The organism is Acidimicrobiales bacterium (assembly GCA_035294085.1).
Lineage (GTDB): Bacteria > Actinomycetota > Acidimicrobiia > Acidimicrobiales > Bog-793 > DATGLP01.
Window position 1 is genome coordinate 26,938 of the sequence record DATGLP010000020.1, and the last position, 16,535, is coordinate 43,472.

Annotated in this window: 16 protein-coding genes and 1 tRNA gene; 13 read left to right on the forward strand and 4 right to left on the reverse strand. The window is 75.3% G+C overall.

The window, feature by feature from the left end; translation table 11 throughout:
* Positions 1 to 252 precede the first annotated feature (252 nt).
* The 7 genes from VKV23_06920 to VKV23_06950 all read left to right on the forward strand — a co-directional run bounded on the left by VKV23_06920 (position 253) and on the right by VKV23_06950 (position 4,845).
* On the forward strand, positions 253 to 591 hold the full coding sequence (locus tag VKV23_06920) for an STAS domain-containing protein (GenBank protein ID HLI15766.1): 339 nt from the start codon (positions 253 to 255) through the stop codon (positions 589 to 591).
* Complete coding sequence (locus VKV23_06925) at positions 588 to 1,061, forward strand: hypothetical protein (protein ID HLI15767.1); 474 nt, start codon at positions 588 to 590, stop codon at positions 1,059 to 1,061. Before VKV23_06920 ends, VKV23_06925 begins: the two co-directional genes overlap by 4 nt.
* On the forward strand, positions 1,048 to 1,791 hold the full coding sequence (locus VKV23_06930; GenBank protein HLI15768.1) for a SigB/SigF/SigG family RNA polymerase sigma factor: 744 nt from the start codon (positions 1,048 to 1,050) through the stop codon (positions 1,789 to 1,791). The genes VKV23_06925 and VKV23_06930 overlap by 14 nt, the downstream gene beginning before the upstream one ends.
* A 182-nt stretch (positions 1,792 to 1,973) precedes the next feature.
* Positions 1,974 to 2,282: a hypothetical protein gene (locus VKV23_06935; protein ID HLI15769.1), complete on the forward strand. Its 309-nt coding sequence runs from the start codon at positions 1,974 to 1,976 to the stop codon at positions 2,280 to 2,282.
* Positions 2,283 to 2,672: 390 nt separating this feature from the next.
* Positions 2,673 to 3,704 (forward strand): ATP-dependent 6-phosphofructokinase, encoded by a 1,032-nt coding sequence (locus VKV23_06940; protein ID HLI15770.1) that lies wholly within the window; start codon positions 2,673 to 2,675, stop codon positions 3,702 to 3,704.
* Positions 3,705 to 3,864: 160 nt separating this feature from the next.
* Positions 3,865 to 4,299, forward strand: coding sequence for a hypothetical protein (locus VKV23_06945; protein ID HLI15771.1), 435 nt, complete (start codon positions 3,865 to 3,867; stop codon positions 4,297 to 4,299).
* 108 nt (positions 4,300 to 4,407) lie between these two features.
* Entirely contained in the window at positions 4,408 to 4,845 is a 438-nt protein-coding gene (locus VKV23_06950) for a transcriptional repressor (protein ID HLI15772.1), read from the forward strand.
* Here the strand turns inward: VKV23_06950 and VKV23_06955 are convergent.
* Positions 4,794 to 5,753, reverse strand: coding sequence for a pirin family protein (locus tag VKV23_06955; protein HLI15773.1), 960 nt, complete (start codon positions 5,751 to 5,753; stop codon positions 4,794 to 4,796). The two genes, VKV23_06950 and VKV23_06955, sit on opposite strands and share 52 nt — an antisense overlap.
* Before the next feature lie 515 nt (positions 5,754 to 6,268).
* On the opposite strand from VKV23_06955, the gene VKV23_06960 reads away from it, so the two are divergent.
* The 4 genes from VKV23_06960 to VKV23_06975 all read left to right on the forward strand — a co-directional run bounded on the left by VKV23_06960 (position 6,269) and on the right by VKV23_06975 (position 11,925).
* On the forward strand, positions 6,269 to 6,562 hold the full coding sequence (locus VKV23_06960; protein HLI15774.1) for a hypothetical protein: 294 nt from the start codon (positions 6,269 to 6,271) through the stop codon (positions 6,560 to 6,562).
* Positions 6,559 to 8,991 carry a bacterial transcriptional activator domain-containing protein gene (locus VKV23_06965; protein HLI15775.1) on the forward strand — a complete coding sequence of 811 codons (2,433 nt, stop codon included), beginning with the start codon at positions 6,559 to 6,561 and terminating at the stop codon, positions 8,989 to 8,991. Before VKV23_06960 ends, VKV23_06965 begins: the two co-directional genes overlap by 4 nt.
* Positions 8,992 to 9,388: 397 nt before the next feature.
* Positions 9,389 to 10,765 (forward strand): aspartate aminotransferase family protein, encoded by a 1,377-nt coding sequence (locus VKV23_06970; protein ID HLI15776.1) that lies wholly within the window; start codon positions 9,389 to 9,391, stop codon positions 10,763 to 10,765.
* A gap of 62 nt (positions 10,766 to 10,827) precedes the next feature.
* Complete coding sequence (locus VKV23_06975) at positions 10,828 to 11,925, forward strand: DUF3048 domain-containing protein (GenBank protein HLI15777.1); 1,098 nt, start codon at positions 10,828 to 10,830, stop codon at positions 11,923 to 11,925.
* A 62-nt stretch (positions 11,926 to 11,987) separates the two neighbouring features.
* On the opposite strand, the gene panD is transcribed toward VKV23_06975, so the two are convergent.
* Together panD and VKV23_06985 are read right to left on the reverse strand one after the other, a co-directional pair.
* Positions 11,988 to 12,338 (reverse strand): aspartate 1-decarboxylase, encoded by a 351-nt coding sequence (gene panD, locus VKV23_06980; protein HLI15778.1) that lies wholly within the window; start codon positions 12,336 to 12,338, stop codon positions 11,988 to 11,990.
* 51 nt (positions 12,339 to 12,389) lie between these two features.
* Positions 12,390 to 12,463 (reverse strand) — tRNA-Val (locus VKV23_06985).
* An 83-nt stretch (positions 12,464 to 12,546) separates the two neighbouring features.
* Between VKV23_06985 and VKV23_06990 the strand changes: the two genes are divergently transcribed.
* Both VKV23_06990 and VKV23_06995 read left to right on the forward strand, forming a co-directional pair.
* Positions 12,547 to 14,871 (forward strand): hypothetical protein, encoded by a 2,325-nt coding sequence (locus VKV23_06990; protein ID HLI15779.1) that lies wholly within the window; start codon positions 12,547 to 12,549, stop codon positions 14,869 to 14,871.
* On the forward strand, positions 14,868 to 15,683 hold the full coding sequence (locus VKV23_06995; protein HLI15780.1) for a glycosyltransferase family 2 protein: 816 nt from the start codon (positions 14,868 to 14,870) through the stop codon (positions 15,681 to 15,683). Before VKV23_06990 ends, VKV23_06995 begins: the two co-directional genes overlap by 4 nt.
* Here the strand turns inward: VKV23_06995 and VKV23_07000 are convergent.
* Positions 15,613 to 16,410, reverse strand: a complete 798-nt coding sequence (locus tag VKV23_07000) for a hypothetical protein (protein ID HLI15781.1) — start codon at positions 16,408 to 16,410, stop codon at positions 15,613 to 15,615. The two genes, VKV23_06995 and VKV23_07000, sit on opposite strands and share 71 nt — an antisense overlap.
* Positions 16,411 to 16,535: the final 125 nt, after the last annotated feature.

The window sequence follows — 16,535 nt, forward strand, 5'->3', positions numbered from 1 at the left end:
CTCCGGCGCCTCATCGGCTCCCGGATCCGGGCGGGGACCTCCTCCCTCGCAGCGCCGACCACCGCGCCGGTGCGACCTGGCACCAGTCTGCCCGCCGCGGGGGTCCTCGCGGCGGCGCGCGCGGCCGTTCCTGCCAGTGTGCGCGCGCCTGCGAGGGCCCGTATCCTTCGGGGGACCGCGTGACGACGTGAGGCGAGAGTGCGTCGCGAGGCGTGTCTGCCCGCATTCGGCGAGGCGAGGAGCACGAGAGCGATGAACGACGTCCTGACGGTCTCGGTCGCTCGCGATCGAGGGGTCCCCGTGGTGACAGCGATCGGCGAGGTCGACGTCTCGACCGCTCCCCTGCTGCGCGACGGTCTGCTCGGCGTCCCTGCCGACGAGCCGCTCGTCGTCGTCGACCTGAGCGAGGTGACGTTCCTCGACTCGACCGGCATCAGCGTCCTCGTCGCCGCCCGCAAGCGCGCCCTGGGCGCGAGCGTGCGCCTCGTCGTGACCCGACCCCAGATCGCGAAGGTGCTCGAGGTGACGGGCCTGGCCTCGCAGTTCGAGGTCGTCGCTGCGCGCCGCGAGGCGCTCCCGGCACGGTCATGACCGCACGCGAGGAGCCCGAGCGCGACGCCCTGCGCGGACTCGGGAGGGAACGCGTCCTCCTCTCGCTTCCGGCCGACGCGCGCTTCGGCGCGCTCGCGCGCATGTGCGCGAGCGCCCTCGCGTCCCAGCTCGGCTTCGCCGTCGACGAGATCGAGGACCTCAGGCTGGCGGTCGACGAGCTCGTGATCTCGACGACGGCCGGCGCCACCCCGCAGGCCCGAGCGGATCTCGAGTTCGTCTTCAGCGACGAGCTGCTCGAGATCACGTGCACCGCCTCGGGGGTCGTCGCGGATGACGACGAGGAGGAGCCCGACTCGGGCGATGCGGGGATCCTCCCCCAGCGCATCCTCTCGGAGCGGATCCTCGACGCGCTCACGGAGGCCCACGCCATCGAGCGCCAGTCGATCAGCACCCGACGCGGCTGGATCCAGGTGCGCCGAACGGTCGGCGACCGCGATGCAAGAGGTTGAACGCGACGACTCGGTGACGGCGCTCTTCCACGAGTACGCCACCACCCGCGATCGGCGCCTCCGGGACCGCCTCGTCACCTTGCACCTCGGGCTCGTCGAGCAGCTCGCTCGGCGCTTCGCGAACCGGAGCGAGTCCTTCGACGACCTCTACCAGGCAGCCTCCATCGGCCTCATCAAGTCGGTCGAGGGCTTCAACCCGGACCTCGGCTTCGAGTTCTCCGCCTACGCCACGAAGACGATCGTCGGCGAGCTCAAGCGGCACTTCCGAGACCGCGGGTGGTCGGTGCGCGCCCCGCGGCGCGTCCAGGAGCTCTACCTGAGCCTCGGCCCGATCCTCGAGGAGCTCTCGCAACGGCTCCGGCGCTCCCCGACGGTCGCGGAGCTCGCCGCGGCGGCTGCCGCCACCGAGGAGGAGGTGCTCGAGGCGCTCGAGGCCGGCCACGCCTACCGCTCGGCTTCGCTCGACAGCCCAGGACCCGAGGGCGACACCCTCGGGGGCCGGCTGGGGAGGGAGGACGAGGAGTTCACGACGGCGGAGGATCGAGCCGTCCTCCTCCCGTACCTCAACGCCCTGCCCGAGCGCGAGCGCCTCATCGTCCGGCTCCGCTTCGTGGACGACCTCACCCAGTCGGAGATCGCCGCCCGTGTCGGGCTGAGCCAGATGCACGTCTCGCGGCTGCTCGCCCGCAGCCTCGCCGCGCTCCGGGAGGCGCTCGCACGCGACCTGTGAGCCACCCGCCGTTCGTGCCGAGAGGTCGCCTACGGCTCGCACCGGGCGCGCCGTCGAGCGACCCGAGACGAGACGAGAGCACGCCGTGCGCGAGCACGTGCGGCTCGCGGTTAGCAGCGCAGGGCGAGCGGGTAGGCAGCTTGCGCCACGCGACGACGCCCGTGCCGCAGAGGAGGCGGATGATGCAGCACCGGACGCGACGCCTGCTACGGACCGGCCTCGCCCTGGGCCTTGGCGCAGGGCTCGCCTACTTCCTCGACCTGCGAGCGGGGGCGGCGCGCCGCGCCCGTGCGCTCGGGACGCTCCGCGCCACGTGGCGCCGGCTGGTCGAACAGGCCCCACCCGCGATGAGGGGACTGCCGGCGCGGATCAGGCTCGGCTCCTCCGCCCCGGCGACGCACGTCCCCGAGGAGCAGCCGGACCACTCGCCGCCGCCGGCGCCCGACGGGTCGCAGGCGCCCGCGGCCAGCGGGACCGAGCGCAGCGAGTAGCCAGCGCGCCCACGCGAGCCGACCGACCCTCCGGCGGTGGGACGAGCACCTGCCCGCGAGACGGCGCTCGCGCCCGCAGGCCGCGGCGAGCTGGGTCCGCCTCGGTCGGCCGACGCTCGCTCTGCTCCGGACGGCGCGCCAGCCCTCCGGTCGGTGCTCGTCCACGCGCCCCGGCGCCCTCGCGCGCCGGCGCGACCGGGCGCCGTCGAGGCGCGAGTGGCGTCTGCCGAGCGCCATCACGCGGCGCACCCTCGACGGGCAGGGACCTGGCGGTGGCGCTGCGCCGGCGCCGCGAGGCGCCAGTGGCGAGGGAGCAGCGCGCGGGCGGTAGCGTTGGTCACGGCGCGCCGCAGGGCGAGCCCAGGTGCCACGGGCTGCGGGGAACGAGGGATGCGCATCGGAGTGCTCACCGGAGGCGGCGACTGCCCTGGCCTGAACGCCGCGATCCGGGCTGTCGTGCGCAAGGCGACGGTGAGCTACGGCGACGAGGTCGTGGGCTTTCGCGACGGCTGGCTCGGCGTCGTGCGCGACGAGGCCTCTCCCCTCGACGTCGAGCGCTGCCGCGGGATCCTGCCGCGCGGCGGCACGATCCTCGGCACCTCGCGGGCGAACCCGTTCAAGCTCGACCGGGGCGTCGACGACGCGCTGGCGACGGTCGACCGCCACGGCCTCGATGCCCTCGTCGCCATCGGCGGCGAGGGGACCTTGAGCGTGGCACGACGCATGGCCGAGCTCGGCGTCCCGGTCGTCGGGATCCCGAAGACGATCGACAATGACGTGAACGGGACCGACGTGACGATTGGCTTCAACACCGCCGTGCAGATCGCCGTGGACGCGATCGACCGCCTCCACACGACGGCGGAGTCCCACGATCGGGTCATGGTCTGCGAGGTCATGGGGCGCCACGTCGGCTGGATCGCCATCCACGCCGGCCTCGCCGCCGGCGCGGCCGTCGTGCTCGTCCCCGAGCAGCCCTTCGACCTCGCCGCGACCTCCGACTGGCTGAAGCGCCGCCACGCCAAGGGGCGCTACGCCTCCATCGTCGTCGTCGCCGAGGGGGCGAAGCCGGTCGAGGGCACCCTGGACCTGCCCGCGCCCGAGGTCGACCGGTACGATCACGAGCGCCTGGGCGGCATCGGGTCGGTCGTGGCCGCCACCATCGAGCGCCAGACGGGGCTCGAGTCGCGCGTCACGATCCTCGGCCACGTGCAGCGAGGCGGCTCGCCCTCTGCCTTCGACCGGGTCCTCGCGACGCGCCTCGGGCTCGCGGCCGTGGATTCGGCGCACGACAAGGCCTTCGGCACGATGGTGGGCATCCACGGCACCGAGATCGGCCGGGTGCCGCTCGCCGAGGCGGTGGGCGAGCTGAAGCGCGTCCCAGCGAGCCTCCTCGAGGACCTGGCGCACGCCTTCACCGGCTAGAGCCGACCGGACAGGCGAGCCTCGTCCCGCCGGCTCGCCGCCGGAGGCGCCGCCGACCGCCCCGGACGCGCGGAGCCCACGGACCGCGAGCCGCTCACGCTGCGGCGCTCGCGCCGGAAGCTCGTTGGCGGCGCGAACCGCCCGTCGCTAGGGTCGGGACGTGGCGCTCCCCCCCGACAGCTCCACGGTCGCCGCCCTCGCCGGGGCGACGACCGCCGTCCGCCTGTCCCTCCACGTGACCGCGGCGGCCGTGTGGGTCGGCGGCCAGCTCACCGTGGCCGGTCTGCTCCCCACCGTCCGCCGGCTCGGCGCCGGCGCGCCGCGCGCCGTCGCCCGGGCATTCGGCCGGATCGAGTGGCCCGCCTACCTCGTGCTGCTCGGCACCGGCGTGTGGAACATCGCCGCCACGAGCACCGGCCAGTCCTCGACGTGGCGCGCGGTGCTCGTGGCGAAGGTGGCCGTGGTCGTGCTCGCGGGCGCCGCGGCCTTCGCCCATCAGCGCGCGCGCTCGCGCGCCGCGCTCGGCGCCTACGGCGCCCTCACCGCGCTGGCATCGCTCGCAGCCCTCGTGCTCGGCGTCGTCCTCGCCGGCTGACGCCGGCGTCGGGGACGTCGAGGACCTGCCGCTACACTCTCGACGCAGCGACGTGAGGAGCGAGCCATCAGCGACCTACTCGAACGGCTTCGCGAGCGGAACTGGCGGGTGACCCCTCAACGGCGGGCCGTCGCCGAGGTGCTCGACGGGGTGCACGTGCACCTGACCGCCGAGGCGGTCCACGACGCCGCGCAGAAGCGCGTGCCAGAGATCAGCCTCGCGACGGTGTACAACACCTTGAACGAGCTCGTCACGATGGGAGAGGTCCTGGAGGTCGCCACCGGGAACGGCCCGAAGCGCTACGACCCGAACGCCCGCCTCCCCCACCACCACCTCGTGTGCACCTCGTGCGGAACGCTGCGCGACGTCTTCTCCGTGCGCAGCGACCACGTCGAGCTCGCGCCCGAAGACCGCCACGGCTTCCTCGTCACGGGCATGGACATCGTCTTCCACGGGCTCTGCCCGGCGTGCGCTGCCAGCCGCAACGGCGGCGCTCAGGGCTCGACCGTCTCGGCCGGGACCGTGCCGAGACGGCCCCGGCGGTAGTCCTCGAACGCCTCCCGCAGCTCGCGTTCGCTGTTCATCACGAACGGCCCGTACCAGGCGACGGGCTCCCGGATCGGCTCGCCGCCGAGCACGAGGGCCTCGAGGGGCCGCCCGCGCCTGCTCGCCGGTGCGCCCACCACGACGAGGTCGCCCGCGCCCAGCACGGCGAGCTGGCCTGCCTCGAGCGGGCGGGCCTCGTCCCCCACCCTGCCGGACCCCGAGAGCGCGTAGACGAGTGCGTTGTGGCGCGCCGGCCAGGGCAGCTCGAGGCGGGCGCCCGGCTCGACGGTCGCGTGCACGAGGGTGATCGGCGTGTACGTCCTGCCTGGCCCCACGAGCCCCGCCAGCTCTCCGGCGATCAGTCGGACGAGCGCGCCCCCGTCCGGCGAGGTGAGCAGCGCCGACCGGCTCCCTCGGATGTCCTGGTAGCGAGGGTGCACCCACTTCTTCGCCGCCGGGAGGTTGACCCACAGCTGGATCCCGTGGAACAGGCCGCCCGAGGCCACGAGCGCGTCCGGGGGCGTCTCGATGTGCAGGATCCCCGCGCCGGCCGTCATCCACTGGGTGTCGCCGTCGGCGATGAGGCCCCCGCCCCCGTTCGAGTCCCGGTGCTGGAAGGCCCCGTCGATGATGTAGGTCACCGTCTCGAAGCCGCGATGGGGGTGCCAGGGCGTGCCCTTCGGCTCGCCGGGCGCGTAGTCCACCTCGCCCATCTGGTCGAGGTGGACGAAGGGGTCGAGCTGCGCCAGCGGGACACCGGCGAACGCACGCCGCACCGGGAAGCCGTCCCCCTCGAGCGCGTGCGGCGCCGTGGTGACCGAGTGCACCGGCCGAGGCCGGGCGGCCGCGCGATCCGCGACGACGACGCGAGGCAGCGCGAGTCGGTCCTCCACGGAGATGGCGGGCATGTCCCCGGTAACGCCTCGCTCGACGGGCTTGTTCCCGGCCGGGGCGCTGCCCGATCGGGCAGCAGGGCGGGAGGTCCGACGGGAACGTACGCGGCCAGCATCGCTGCGTGCGTCGGCGACCCGCCGGAGCGAGATCGCCGCGGCGCGCGGCGAGGGGCGCGCACCGCGCCCGCCACACCTCCCCCCGCCGTGACGCGGTCGCGTGGCTCGCGCTCGGCCTCGCCGTGGCGGCGGCTCTCGCCTTCTCGACGCGCCTCGCGGCGGTGCGCGCCGAGCCGCCGGCCCGCTCCGCAGGCGCGGCCCGCCTGCCCGCGAGGAGGCCGGCGCCACGACGCCTCCGGCCGGTGCCACACCCCCCGCGACGGCGCCCGGGCGCCGACCGACCCACGTACCGGTCGGGCCCCCCGCGGCGCGAGCGCGCCGCGACGCCCGCGGTGGTCCCCCCGCCCAGCGTGCCGGCGCAGCCGACGTCGGCCGGTCCGCCCGATCGCCGCGGCACCGGCGAGCGCCGCACGATGCAGCTGCACGGTCAGCTGCGCTACCCGGCGGACGTCGCCACGACCTACCCGCTGGCTGCGACGAACGGCCAGGTCCTCGCGTGGGTCCCCGGGGGCGGACCGCGGCCACTTGCGCTCACGCTGCGCTGCGGCCTCGCGAGCGCGACGCGCACCGGGCGCGGCGAGCTCGCCGTCGCGGTGGTCGACGCCAGCGCGCCGTGCTCGCTCACCGTCGCCTTCGCCGGTTCGAGCCGGCTCCCGGCCACCTACGACGCCTTCGTCGCCTACTCCGCCCCCGCGAGCAGCTCGTGAGCCGAGCCCGCCCGCTCGTCGCCGGCGTGAGCGCGCTCGGCAAGAGCCTCCTCGTGCTCGTCGGTGTCCCAACCGCCCTCTGGCGGCTCTGGCTTCTCGCCGCCGTCCCCGGCCGCGCACCTGGCGCGGTCGGCGTGCCGCACCTGCTCGCGCTCTGGACTCGCGTCGTGCTCGTCGTGGTCGCGAGCGCGTGGGCGTTCGCGGCCCAGCGCCTCGGACGCGACCTCGTCGCGGCCCTCCGGCGCCGAGAGGTGGCCGCGGCGACGACGTGGTCGGCGCGCTGGGCGGCGGCCGTCGCCGGCCTCCTCGTCCTCGCGACCGCGGGCTCCTCCCTCGCCCGGCACGGCGCGCCGGGAGCCTGGCGCAGGCCCGCGGCCGTCGCCGCGCAGCGCCTCGAGCAGCCTCGCCTCGCGACCGTCGCCGCCAACCAGAGCCTCGCCGGCCTCGCCGCCACCGTCCTCGGCGACGCGCGCGCCTGGCCGCTGCTCGCCGCGTCCAACCTCGGCGCCCGCCAGGCGGACGGCGCCTGGGTCGTCGACCCGAACCTCCTCCGACCGGGGTGGCGCCTCGCGCTGCCCGCGGGACGCGCCCGAGCCGCCCCCGTCGGCTCGCCGTCCGAGGCCGCCGACGCCCCACGCGCGCACGAAGGCCACCTGCTCGCCGAGCTGTCGCTGCTCGGCCTCGGCATCGTCACGACCGCTGCGCTGGCACGGCGGCTCCGCCTGCTCGAGCGCGTCGGCGAGAGCCTGCGCTCGCCAGGCGAGCGACGGCGCCGGGCCGAGCCTGCAGCCGGCGAGGCGGCGAGCCTGATCGCGCCGCTCGCGCAGAGCCTCCTGCTCGAGTGGATCGACGCCGCCAACCGCCTGCTGTGGGGCGCCCTCCGTGCGCGCGGCCCTGGCGCCGCGCTGCCCGAGGTGCGGCTCGTGCGGGCCGGGCCCGACGGCGTCGAGCTCCTCCTCGCCTCCGACGTCGGCCCTCCGCCGGAGCCGTTCGTCGCGCGCAGCGGCGGTCGCTGGTGGGCGCTCGAGCCGTCCCTCGGCCCGCGCGAGTCGACGGAGCTGAGCCGCGGGCTCGGCCGCTACGTGCCGTGGCTCGTCCCGCTCGGCGACGACGGCGAGGCCGCCTACCTCCTCGCGCTCGGGCCCGGGCGGCGCCTCGGCGTGGTCGGCGCACCCGACGAGGTGGCCGCCGCGCTGCGGGCGCTGTCGGTCGCGCTGCGCACGCTGCCGTGGGCGGAGGAGCTCTCGGTCGAGCTGCTCGGGGCGAGCCCGCCTCCTGCCGACGAGCTGTGCCACCAGCTGGCCGAGTCGTCGGCGCCGGCGCTCGCGACGCTCGGCGCAGCAGCCCGCAGGAGCCTCGCCGAGCGACTCACGCGCAGCTGGCGCCGGGAGCCGCTCGTGCTCGTCGCCGACGAGCGGACGGCACCGGCCGAGGAGCTGCTCGCCGCCGCGGCGCGCGTCGCGGGGGTCATCGCGCCTGGCGCCCTCGGGACCGAGCACCTCGTCGTCGAGCAGGGCACGGCCGTCCTCGAGCCCTACGGCCTCCGCCTGCGACACCCCGCGGCGAACGAGCGCCAGGCCGCGCTCGCCGACAGCCTGCTCGCCGCGGCGCGGACGCGGCCCGCGCCCGTGTCCCCACCCCTGGCGAGGCCGGTGCCCGCCCCGGGCGGCGACGCGGCCATCGCCATCGAGGTCCTCGGACCTCGGCCGCGCCTGGCCGGTCCCGTCGGGCCGATCGCGGACCGCTACGTCGAGCGCGCCCTCGAGGCTCTCGCCTGCCTGGCACTGCGCGGCGGACGAGCGCCTGCGGACGAGCTGGCACGGGTCCTGTTCTCGGGCCAGCCCCACGCCGAGGCACGCCGCCGCCTGGACGCCGTCACCGGCGCGGCGGCGCTGGCACTCGGCCTGGACCGTGACGGCGCTCGTGGCCTCGAGGAGGTGGACGGCGAGCTGCGACTCTCGCCGGCGGTCGGCTGCGACTGGTGGCGCTTCGTCGGCCTGGCGTGGGCCGCGCGCGCAGCGGAGTCCGGACCGGCCCTCGACCACCTGCGGCAGGCGCTCGCGCTCGTCGAGGGGCCGCCGCTCGCACGAGCGCGCGACGGCTTCCCCTGGTTCGTCGCCGAGGGGCACGCGGCGAGGATGGGCGAGGAGATCGTCGACGCCGCCCACCACCTCGCGACCCTCGCCACGGCGGCAGGCGAGCTCCCGCTCGCTCGCTGGGCAGTCGCCAGAGGCCGCCTCATCGAGCCGGCATCCGAGATGCTCGCGCGCGACCTCATGGCCATCTGCGACCTCGAAGGCGATCGCGCGGGCGTCGAGGCGGCGTTCGAGGGGCTCCAGCGGGCCCTCGAGGCCCTCGACGGCAGCGAGCCGTCGGCGGAGACCCGCGCCCTCTACCACGCCCTCGCGCCGAAGCGGATCTGCCGGTGAGGGCCGGAGCCCCGATAGGGTGGCTGCGTCGGCACCGGCAGCGAGGACGGGGTGAGACAGCCATGCGAGTCGCGCCCTTCCACACAGCGAGCGAGCGCAGGCCGCGCGTCGCGACCGCGCCGGCCGGTCAGCGCGCGCCGGTCCTCGAGGGACCGCCCGTCCTCGTCGAGGTGGACCCGGGCGCGGGCTCGCCCCTCGCTGCGGCCGATTCCGGTGCGAGCCGGGCCGCAGCGGCGAGCCGATCCCCCTCGTGGGTTCGCACTCGGGCCGGCCGTGGCGCCCGGCCGGCGCGGCGCTGCGCGGCCCGCGCGCCGAGCGGTGCGGGGCGACCGATTCTCGGCAGCGCCCCTCATGGCGCCGGAGCGACCGACGCCGGCGGCGACGAGCGACGCGAGCAGTGACCGCCGGCGCTCGTGGCGAGGACCTCGAGGCGGCGGTCCGTCGCCACCTGTGGCTCCACTTCACGCGGCTCTCCTCGTACACGAGCCAGCCGGTCCCCCTCATCACGAGGGGCGAGGGGCCCTACGTCTACGACGCGGCCGGGAAGCGCTACCTCGACGGCCTCTCGGGCCTCTTCACCGTGCAGGTCGGGCACGGCCGCGTCGAGCTCGGGGAGGCGGCTCGCCGCCAGATGGGCGAGCTCGCCTACTTCCCGCTGTGGAGCTACGCCCACCCCCGCGCCGCCGAGCTCGCCGAGCGGCTCGCCGACCTCGCGCCGGACGGCCTCCGTCGCGTGTTCTTCACCTCGGGCGGCTCCGAGTCCGTCGAGTCAGCCTGGAAGCTCGCGCGCCAGTACTTCAAGGCAATCGGCCAGCCGGCGCGCGTGAAGGCGGTGAGCCGCGACGTCGCCTACCACGGCACGACGATGGGCGCGCTCTCGATCACCGGGGTGCCGGCCCTGCGCCAGCCCTTCGAGCCGCTCGTCCCCGCGACGGTGCGGGTGCCGAACACCAACTTCTACCGGGCGCCCGAGCACGCGGACGACCTCGTGGCCTTCGGCAGGTGGGCGGCTGACGAGATCGAGCGGGCGATCCTGCGCGAGGGGCCCGAGACGGTGGCCGCCGTCTTCCTCGAGCCGGTGCAGAACGCCGGCGGGTGCCTCCCGCCTCCCCCCGGCTACTTCGCCCGGGTACGGGAGATCTGCGACCGCTACGGCGTTCTCCTCGTCGCGGACGAGGTGATCTGCGCCTTCGGGCGTCTCGGCCACTGGTTCGGCTCGCAGCGCTACGGCATCCGGCCGGACATGGTCACCGTGGCCAAGGGCCTCACCAGCGGCTACGCGCCGCTCGGAGCGCTCATCGTCCGCGACGGCCTCGTCGCGCCCTTCCTCGACGGGAGCGAGACCTTCCTCCACGGCTTCACCTTCGCCGGCCACCCGGTGTCGTGCGCGGTCGCGCTCGCCAACCTCGACATCCTCGAGGACGAGGGGCTCCTCGAGCGCGTCCGCCGCAACGAGGGGACGCTCCGGAGCGCCCTCGAGTCGCTGTCGGACCTGCCGATCGTCGGGGACGTGCGCGGCGACGGCTACTTCTTCGGGATCGAGCTCGTGAAGGACCGGGCGACGCGCGCCAGCTTCGACGCCGCAGAGGCGGAGCGGCTGCTGCGCGGCTTCCTCTCGCCGCGGCTGTACGAGGAGGGGCTGATCTGCCGTGCCGACGACCGCGGCGACCCGGTGATCCAGCTCGCACCCCCGCTCGTGTGCGGCGAGGAGCACTTCGCCGAGATCGCGGGCATCCTGCGCCGGGTCCTCCTCGAGGCGTCGGCGCGCCGCTGAGCCCGCACCTGACAGCCGCCGCTTGCCACCACCTCGGCGCGCCGAGCTACTACGGTGCGCACGTGCCATCCCACCGCCGTAGCTCCAGCACGAAGAACGCGCGCGTGCGCCTCGCCGTGATCGGCGCCGTCGTGCTCGTCGTCCTCGCCGTCGCCCTCTTCCTCGCGCTGTCGAGGGGAGGCTCGAGCACGAGCGCCATCACCCCGACGAAGCCGTCTACCCAGCCGGCGATCCCCGCAAACCGCTGCCCGCTCACCGACCTGCCGGCCCCCGGCGGCCACGTGCCCCAGCGCGAGCCGATCGCAGTGAAGATCGGCAACGAGCCCGGCGGCGCCCGTCCGCAGAGCGGCCTCAACGAGGCGGACGTCGTCTACGACACGCCGGCGGAGGGCTTCATCATGCGCTACATCGCCATCTACCAGTGCAACTCGGCGTCCGACGTCGGGCCCGTCCGCTCCGTCCGCTGGGTCGACTGGCACATCCTCGCCGAGTTCCGGCACGTCGCGCTCGCGTACGTCGGCGGCGTCCAGCCGAACCAGCAGGCCGTGGCGTCGATGCCCTGGATCGACAACGCCAACGAGTTCGTCCACTACAACCTGTTCCACAACGACCCGAACCGGACGGCGCCGGACGCGACCTACACGAGCACCGACGCCATCTGGCGGTTCTTCCCGTCGCACGCCGCCCCCGCCCCCATCTTCCGCTACGACACGAGCCTGCCCGCCGACGCGAAGCCCGCCAGCTCGGTCTCCATCGACTTCTCGGCGGGGACCGACGTCGTGTGGAAGTGGGACCCCGCGACGGGCGAGTGGCTCCACACCTACGGCGGCGTCCAGGACGTCGACGCCCTCACGAACCAGCCGGTCGCCGCGACGAACGTCGTCGTCGAGATCGTCCACTACACCTACGGCCCCTACATCGAGAGCCCGGGCGGCACCGGTGACGTGGAGAGCGTCACCGTCGGGAAGGGGCCCGGCTACATCATGCGCGACGGCAAGATCATCCCCGTCATCTGGCGTCGCGCCAACCTGAGCTCGCCCACCGCGTTCAGCGACGTCGGGAGCGGCGACGGCGTCGGGCTGGCACCGGGGCGCACCTGGGTGGAGATCCTGCCCGACACCATCTACAACGAGCCCGGCCACTTCGTCGTGACGCCCTAGCGAGGTCGTTCCGGCGGGGCGGGGCATCGCCCCCGGCGGGCGGCGCGCCGCCCGACCTGTCGTCAGCAGGGCCGGTTGGCCGCGTCGACGTGGACGATGCGTGGCTTCAGCGAGGCCGCGCTCTCCTCGTCGACGAGATCGAAGGCCATGACGATGAGGAGGTCGCCCGGTGCCCCGAGGCGCGCCGCCGCCCCGTTCAGGCAGCACTCGCCCGGTCCGCCCGCGATCAGGTAGGTGGAGAAGCGCTCGCCGTTGTTGACGTTCACGACGTCGACTTCCTCGAACTCGTAGCAGTCGGCTGCGGCGATGAGCGCCGCGTCGAGCGTCAGCGAGCCCGTGTAGTGCAGGTTCGCGTCGGTGACGGTGACCCGGTGCACCTTCGCCTTGAGCATGCGGCGCAACCGCATCGGCATCGCAGTGATCTCCCGTCTGGGCCCGCCGGCGGCGCGGCCCGGCACCAGCGGTGGGCCGTAGAGGACTCGAACCTCTGACCCCTTGCGCGTCATGCAAGTGCGCTACCGGACTGCGCCAACGGCCCGCGGCTGTGCCAGGCTAGCACCGAGCGGCTCGAGCCGAGGTTGGCGCCGTGGCCTGCGACGGGGGCGTCGGTAGGATCGGCGCGTGCACGCCGTCCCCGCCGCGCAGCTCGACGGCGTGCCCGCGGCGGGCTCGGCGCCCGAGGGCGAGGCGGGCGGGCCCGGCACCACCGCTCGCCCGTCGCCTCGCGCCGGCGTCGCGACCGCCCTCGTCGTCGCCGGGATCACCGCCTTCGTGGTCGCCGAGCTGCGCCCCGACCTCCTGTTCGGCCCGAACCTCGACGTCGGCGGCGACAACGCCGCGCACGTCGTCGCCGTCTACTACTTCCTCCACCACCTCCTGCCGAGCGGGCACCTCTCCGGCTGGGACCCGCAGTGGGACGGCGGCTTCCCCCTCTACGTCTTCTACTTCCCCCTCCCGGCCGTGCTCGTCGGCCTGCTGACGGTGGCCTTCCCCTACGCCGTCGCCTTCAAGCTCGTCACCGTCCTCGGCTCGGTCACCCTGCCCGGCGCCGCCTACGCCTTCGGCCGCCTCGCGGGGCTCGAGCGCCCCGTCCCCGCGCTCATGAGCGTGGCGATGGTCCCGTACCTGTTCAACACCTCCTACACGATCGACGGCGGCAACATCGCCTCGACGATGGCGGGGGAGTTCTCCTTCAGCCTGGCGCTCAGCTTCGCGCTCGTCTTCCTCGGGCTGTTCCAACGCGCCCTGCGCACCGGGAGGGGCCGCTGGCTCGCCGCGCTCGCCTTCGCCGCGACCGTGCTGTGCCACCTGGTCCCCGCCCTCTTCGCCGCCGCGCTCGCCGTCGTCCTCGCCGCCGCCGCCTGGCGAGCGCGAGCCGCGGCCGTGCTCGTCTCGACCGGCGCCGTCGGCGGCCTCCTCGTCGCCTTCTGGCTGCTGCCCTTCGGCGTCTACCTCCGAGAGGGCTACTCGTCGTCGATGAACTTCGTGCGCGTCGGGGACTTCTTCGGCACCCTCTTCCCGCGCACCGGGATGCTCGCGCTCGTCGCCCTCGCGCTCGTCGGCGCCGTCTGCGCGGCGTTGCGACGCGAGCGCGTCGTCCTCGCCCTCGTCCTCGGCGCGCTCGGCGCGGCCGGGGCCTTCGAGCTCCTCCCGTCCGGCACCGTCTACAACGGGCGCTGGCTCCCGTTCTGGTTCCTCACCTGCGCCCTCGTCGCCGCCTACGGCGCAGCCGAGCTCGCGCGCGCCGCGCTCACGGCGCTTCGCGCCGCGCCGGCGCATTCCACGGCCACGCCCGTCGTCCTCGGCGCCTCGGTCGTCCTCCTCGTGGCCTCCTGGCTCGGCGCCCTGCCGTTCGCCGACTGGCCGGTGGGCGAGCGGAACTTCACCGCCGGCTGGGTGGCGTGGAACTACACCGGCTACCAGTCCAAGCCCGGGTGGCACGAGCTGTCGAACCTCGTGGCGATGCTGCGCGCGGTCGCGAGACGCTACGGGTGCGGCCTGCTCGACTACGAGTACTCGCCGAACCTGACGAACTACTACGGCTCGACGCTCGCGCCGATGTCGCTGCCGATGTGGACGAACGGCTGCATCGACACGACCGAGGGCCTCTACTACGAGTCCTCGACGACCACCGACTTCCACTTCCTCGACCAGTCCGAGCTCTCGCTCGGCTCATCCGACCCGGTCGTCGGCCTCCCCTACCAGCCGACCAACGTCGCCGACGGCGTCCGCCACCTCCAGCTCATGGGCGTGCGCTACTTCCTCGCCAACTCGCCGAGCGTCGAGGCCGCGGCGGCGGCCGACCCGGTGCTGCGCGCCGTCGGCTCGACCCCCGCGGGCCCGCTCGCCGTGGACGTCCCGCCCGGCTCGCCGACGCCGCCCGCCGGCCGCTGGATCGTCTACCGCATCGCCGGCTCGAGACTCGTCGTCCCGCTGCGCTACGACCCGGTCGTGGAGCCGCCGATGAGCAACGCCACCTGGCTGTCGCTCGCGATCCGCTGGTACCAGTCGGAGGCGGACTGGCCCGTCGTGCTCGCCAGGCAGGGCGCGCCCTCCTGGCCGCGTGCCGGGCGCACCTCGCTCGTCGCGCCGGGCGCCGCCCGCCGGGTCGCCCCGACGGCCGTCTCGCACGTCCGCCGAGGGACCGACGAGCTGTCCTTCGACGTGTCACGGCTCGGCGAGCCGGTGCTCGTGCGCGTGCCGTACTTCCCCAACTGGCAGGCGCGCGGCGCGGACGGACCGTACCCGGTGACGCCCAACCTCATGGTCGTCGTGCCCCGGGCCCACCACGTCCTGCTCACCTACGGGACGACCGGTATCGACTGGGTCGCCAGAGGGGCGAGCGCGCTCGGGATCGCAGGCCTCGCGCTGCTGTGGCGCGCGGACGCCGCCGGGCCCCGGCGCCGCCGTCGTCGGCCGGCAGGCGACGGGCACGAACCGGCGTGAGCGCGCCGCCCGCCGGGAGCCCGCTCGAGCTCTCGGTCGTCCTCCCGGCGCACAACGAGGTTGCGCTCCTCGGCTCGACGGTCACGAACCTCGTGACCGGGCTCGAGGCGCGCCGCCTGTCCTACGAGATCATCGTCGTGGAGAACGGCTCGAGCGACGGGACGCTGCGCCTGGCGCGCCTCCTCGAGGCGCAGCTGGACAGCGTGCGCGTGCTCACGCGCCCGGTCGGCGACTACGGGGCAGCGCTCAAGACGGGGCTCGAGGCAGCGCGCGGCGACGTCGTCGTCAGCTTCGACGTCGACTACTACGACCTCGCCTTCCTCGACACGGCGAGGCGCCTCCTCGACGAGGGCGGCGCCGCGCTCGTCCTCGCCTCCAAGCGCGCGCCCGGCGCGCGCGACCGCCGCCCGCTGGCGCGCCGGCTCCTCACCGCGTGCTTCAGCGCTGCGCTGCGCTACGGCCTCGGGCTGCGGGCGAGCGACGCCCACGGGATGAAGGCGGTCCGGCGCGCCGAGCTCGGGACCCTCCTCGAGCGCTGCACGATGCGCGGCAGCCTCTTCGACGTCGAGCTCGTCCTGCGCGCCGAGGCGGCCGGCCTGCCCGTCGCCGAGGTGCCCGCCTCCGTCGTCGAGCGCCGCCCGCCGCGCAGCGCGGTGTGGCGGCGGACCGCCGAGTCGCTCGTCGGCCTGGCGCGCCTCGCCGCGCGTCGCCGCCGCGAGGCGCGCCGCGAGCAGCTCGCGCTCAGGCGAGCGGGTGGTGGCGGTGCCGCCGCGGCCCGCGCAGCTGCGGACCGGTCGCGAGCAGGCGCGTGAGCCGCTGCAGGTCGCTGTGCGCCGCGGCGAGATCGGCGCGGGCGCGCGCGCTGGCGGCCGCGGCGGCCGCGAGGACCGCGCGCGAGCCCGGGTAGCTCGCCGGGTCGAGGCCGAGCAGGGCGGCTGGCTGGCCCACGAGCTCGCTGCGCGCCGTGGCGACGCGTGCCGCGAGCTCACGATCGGTGGCCTGGGCCTCCAGCGCCAGCCGGCGCGGCTCGCGCGCGGCGGCGATGGCCGCAGCGATGCCCGGCTCGACCGCCGCGATCGCCGTGACGCGAGCCTGGAGCGCTGCGGCGCCGAGCACGCCGGTCACCTGGGGGGAGACGACGGCGAAGACGCGGTAGTCGACCACCATCGACGCGTCGTCGGCGCGCAGGCTGGCGAGGGTCGCGTCCGCAGGCACCTTCGCGGCGAGCGCCTCGATGCCCGCCGAGGCGCCGTCGAGGATCCCCGTCAGCTCGGCGCGCTCGGTCGGCGTCAGGACCCTCGACGCGCCGACCATCGCCTGGAGGTCGGCGAGGCGGGCGAGCCGCAGCGAGAGGGCGTTCTCGAGCCACTGCTCGACCACCGGCACCGGGAGCGTCGGCGCGAGGCGCGCCGGCTGGTCGTCCGCGAAGGGGCTCGGCAGGGGCGCGGGGGCAGCGGCGGCCCGGACGGCCGGCGCGAGCGCGACAGCGACGGCGAGGCCGCCCGCGAGCAATCGGGCGATCGCCCTCCGCTTCGACACGTCCTGCCTCCTGGGGCCGCGCCCCGCCGCTCTCAGCGTGATCTTCGCCCCGACGTGTTGGCGTTGGCGCATCGAAGTGTGAGGAATCTGTGAGCCCCACGAGCGCGCGCGAAGCGCCGCCGCCT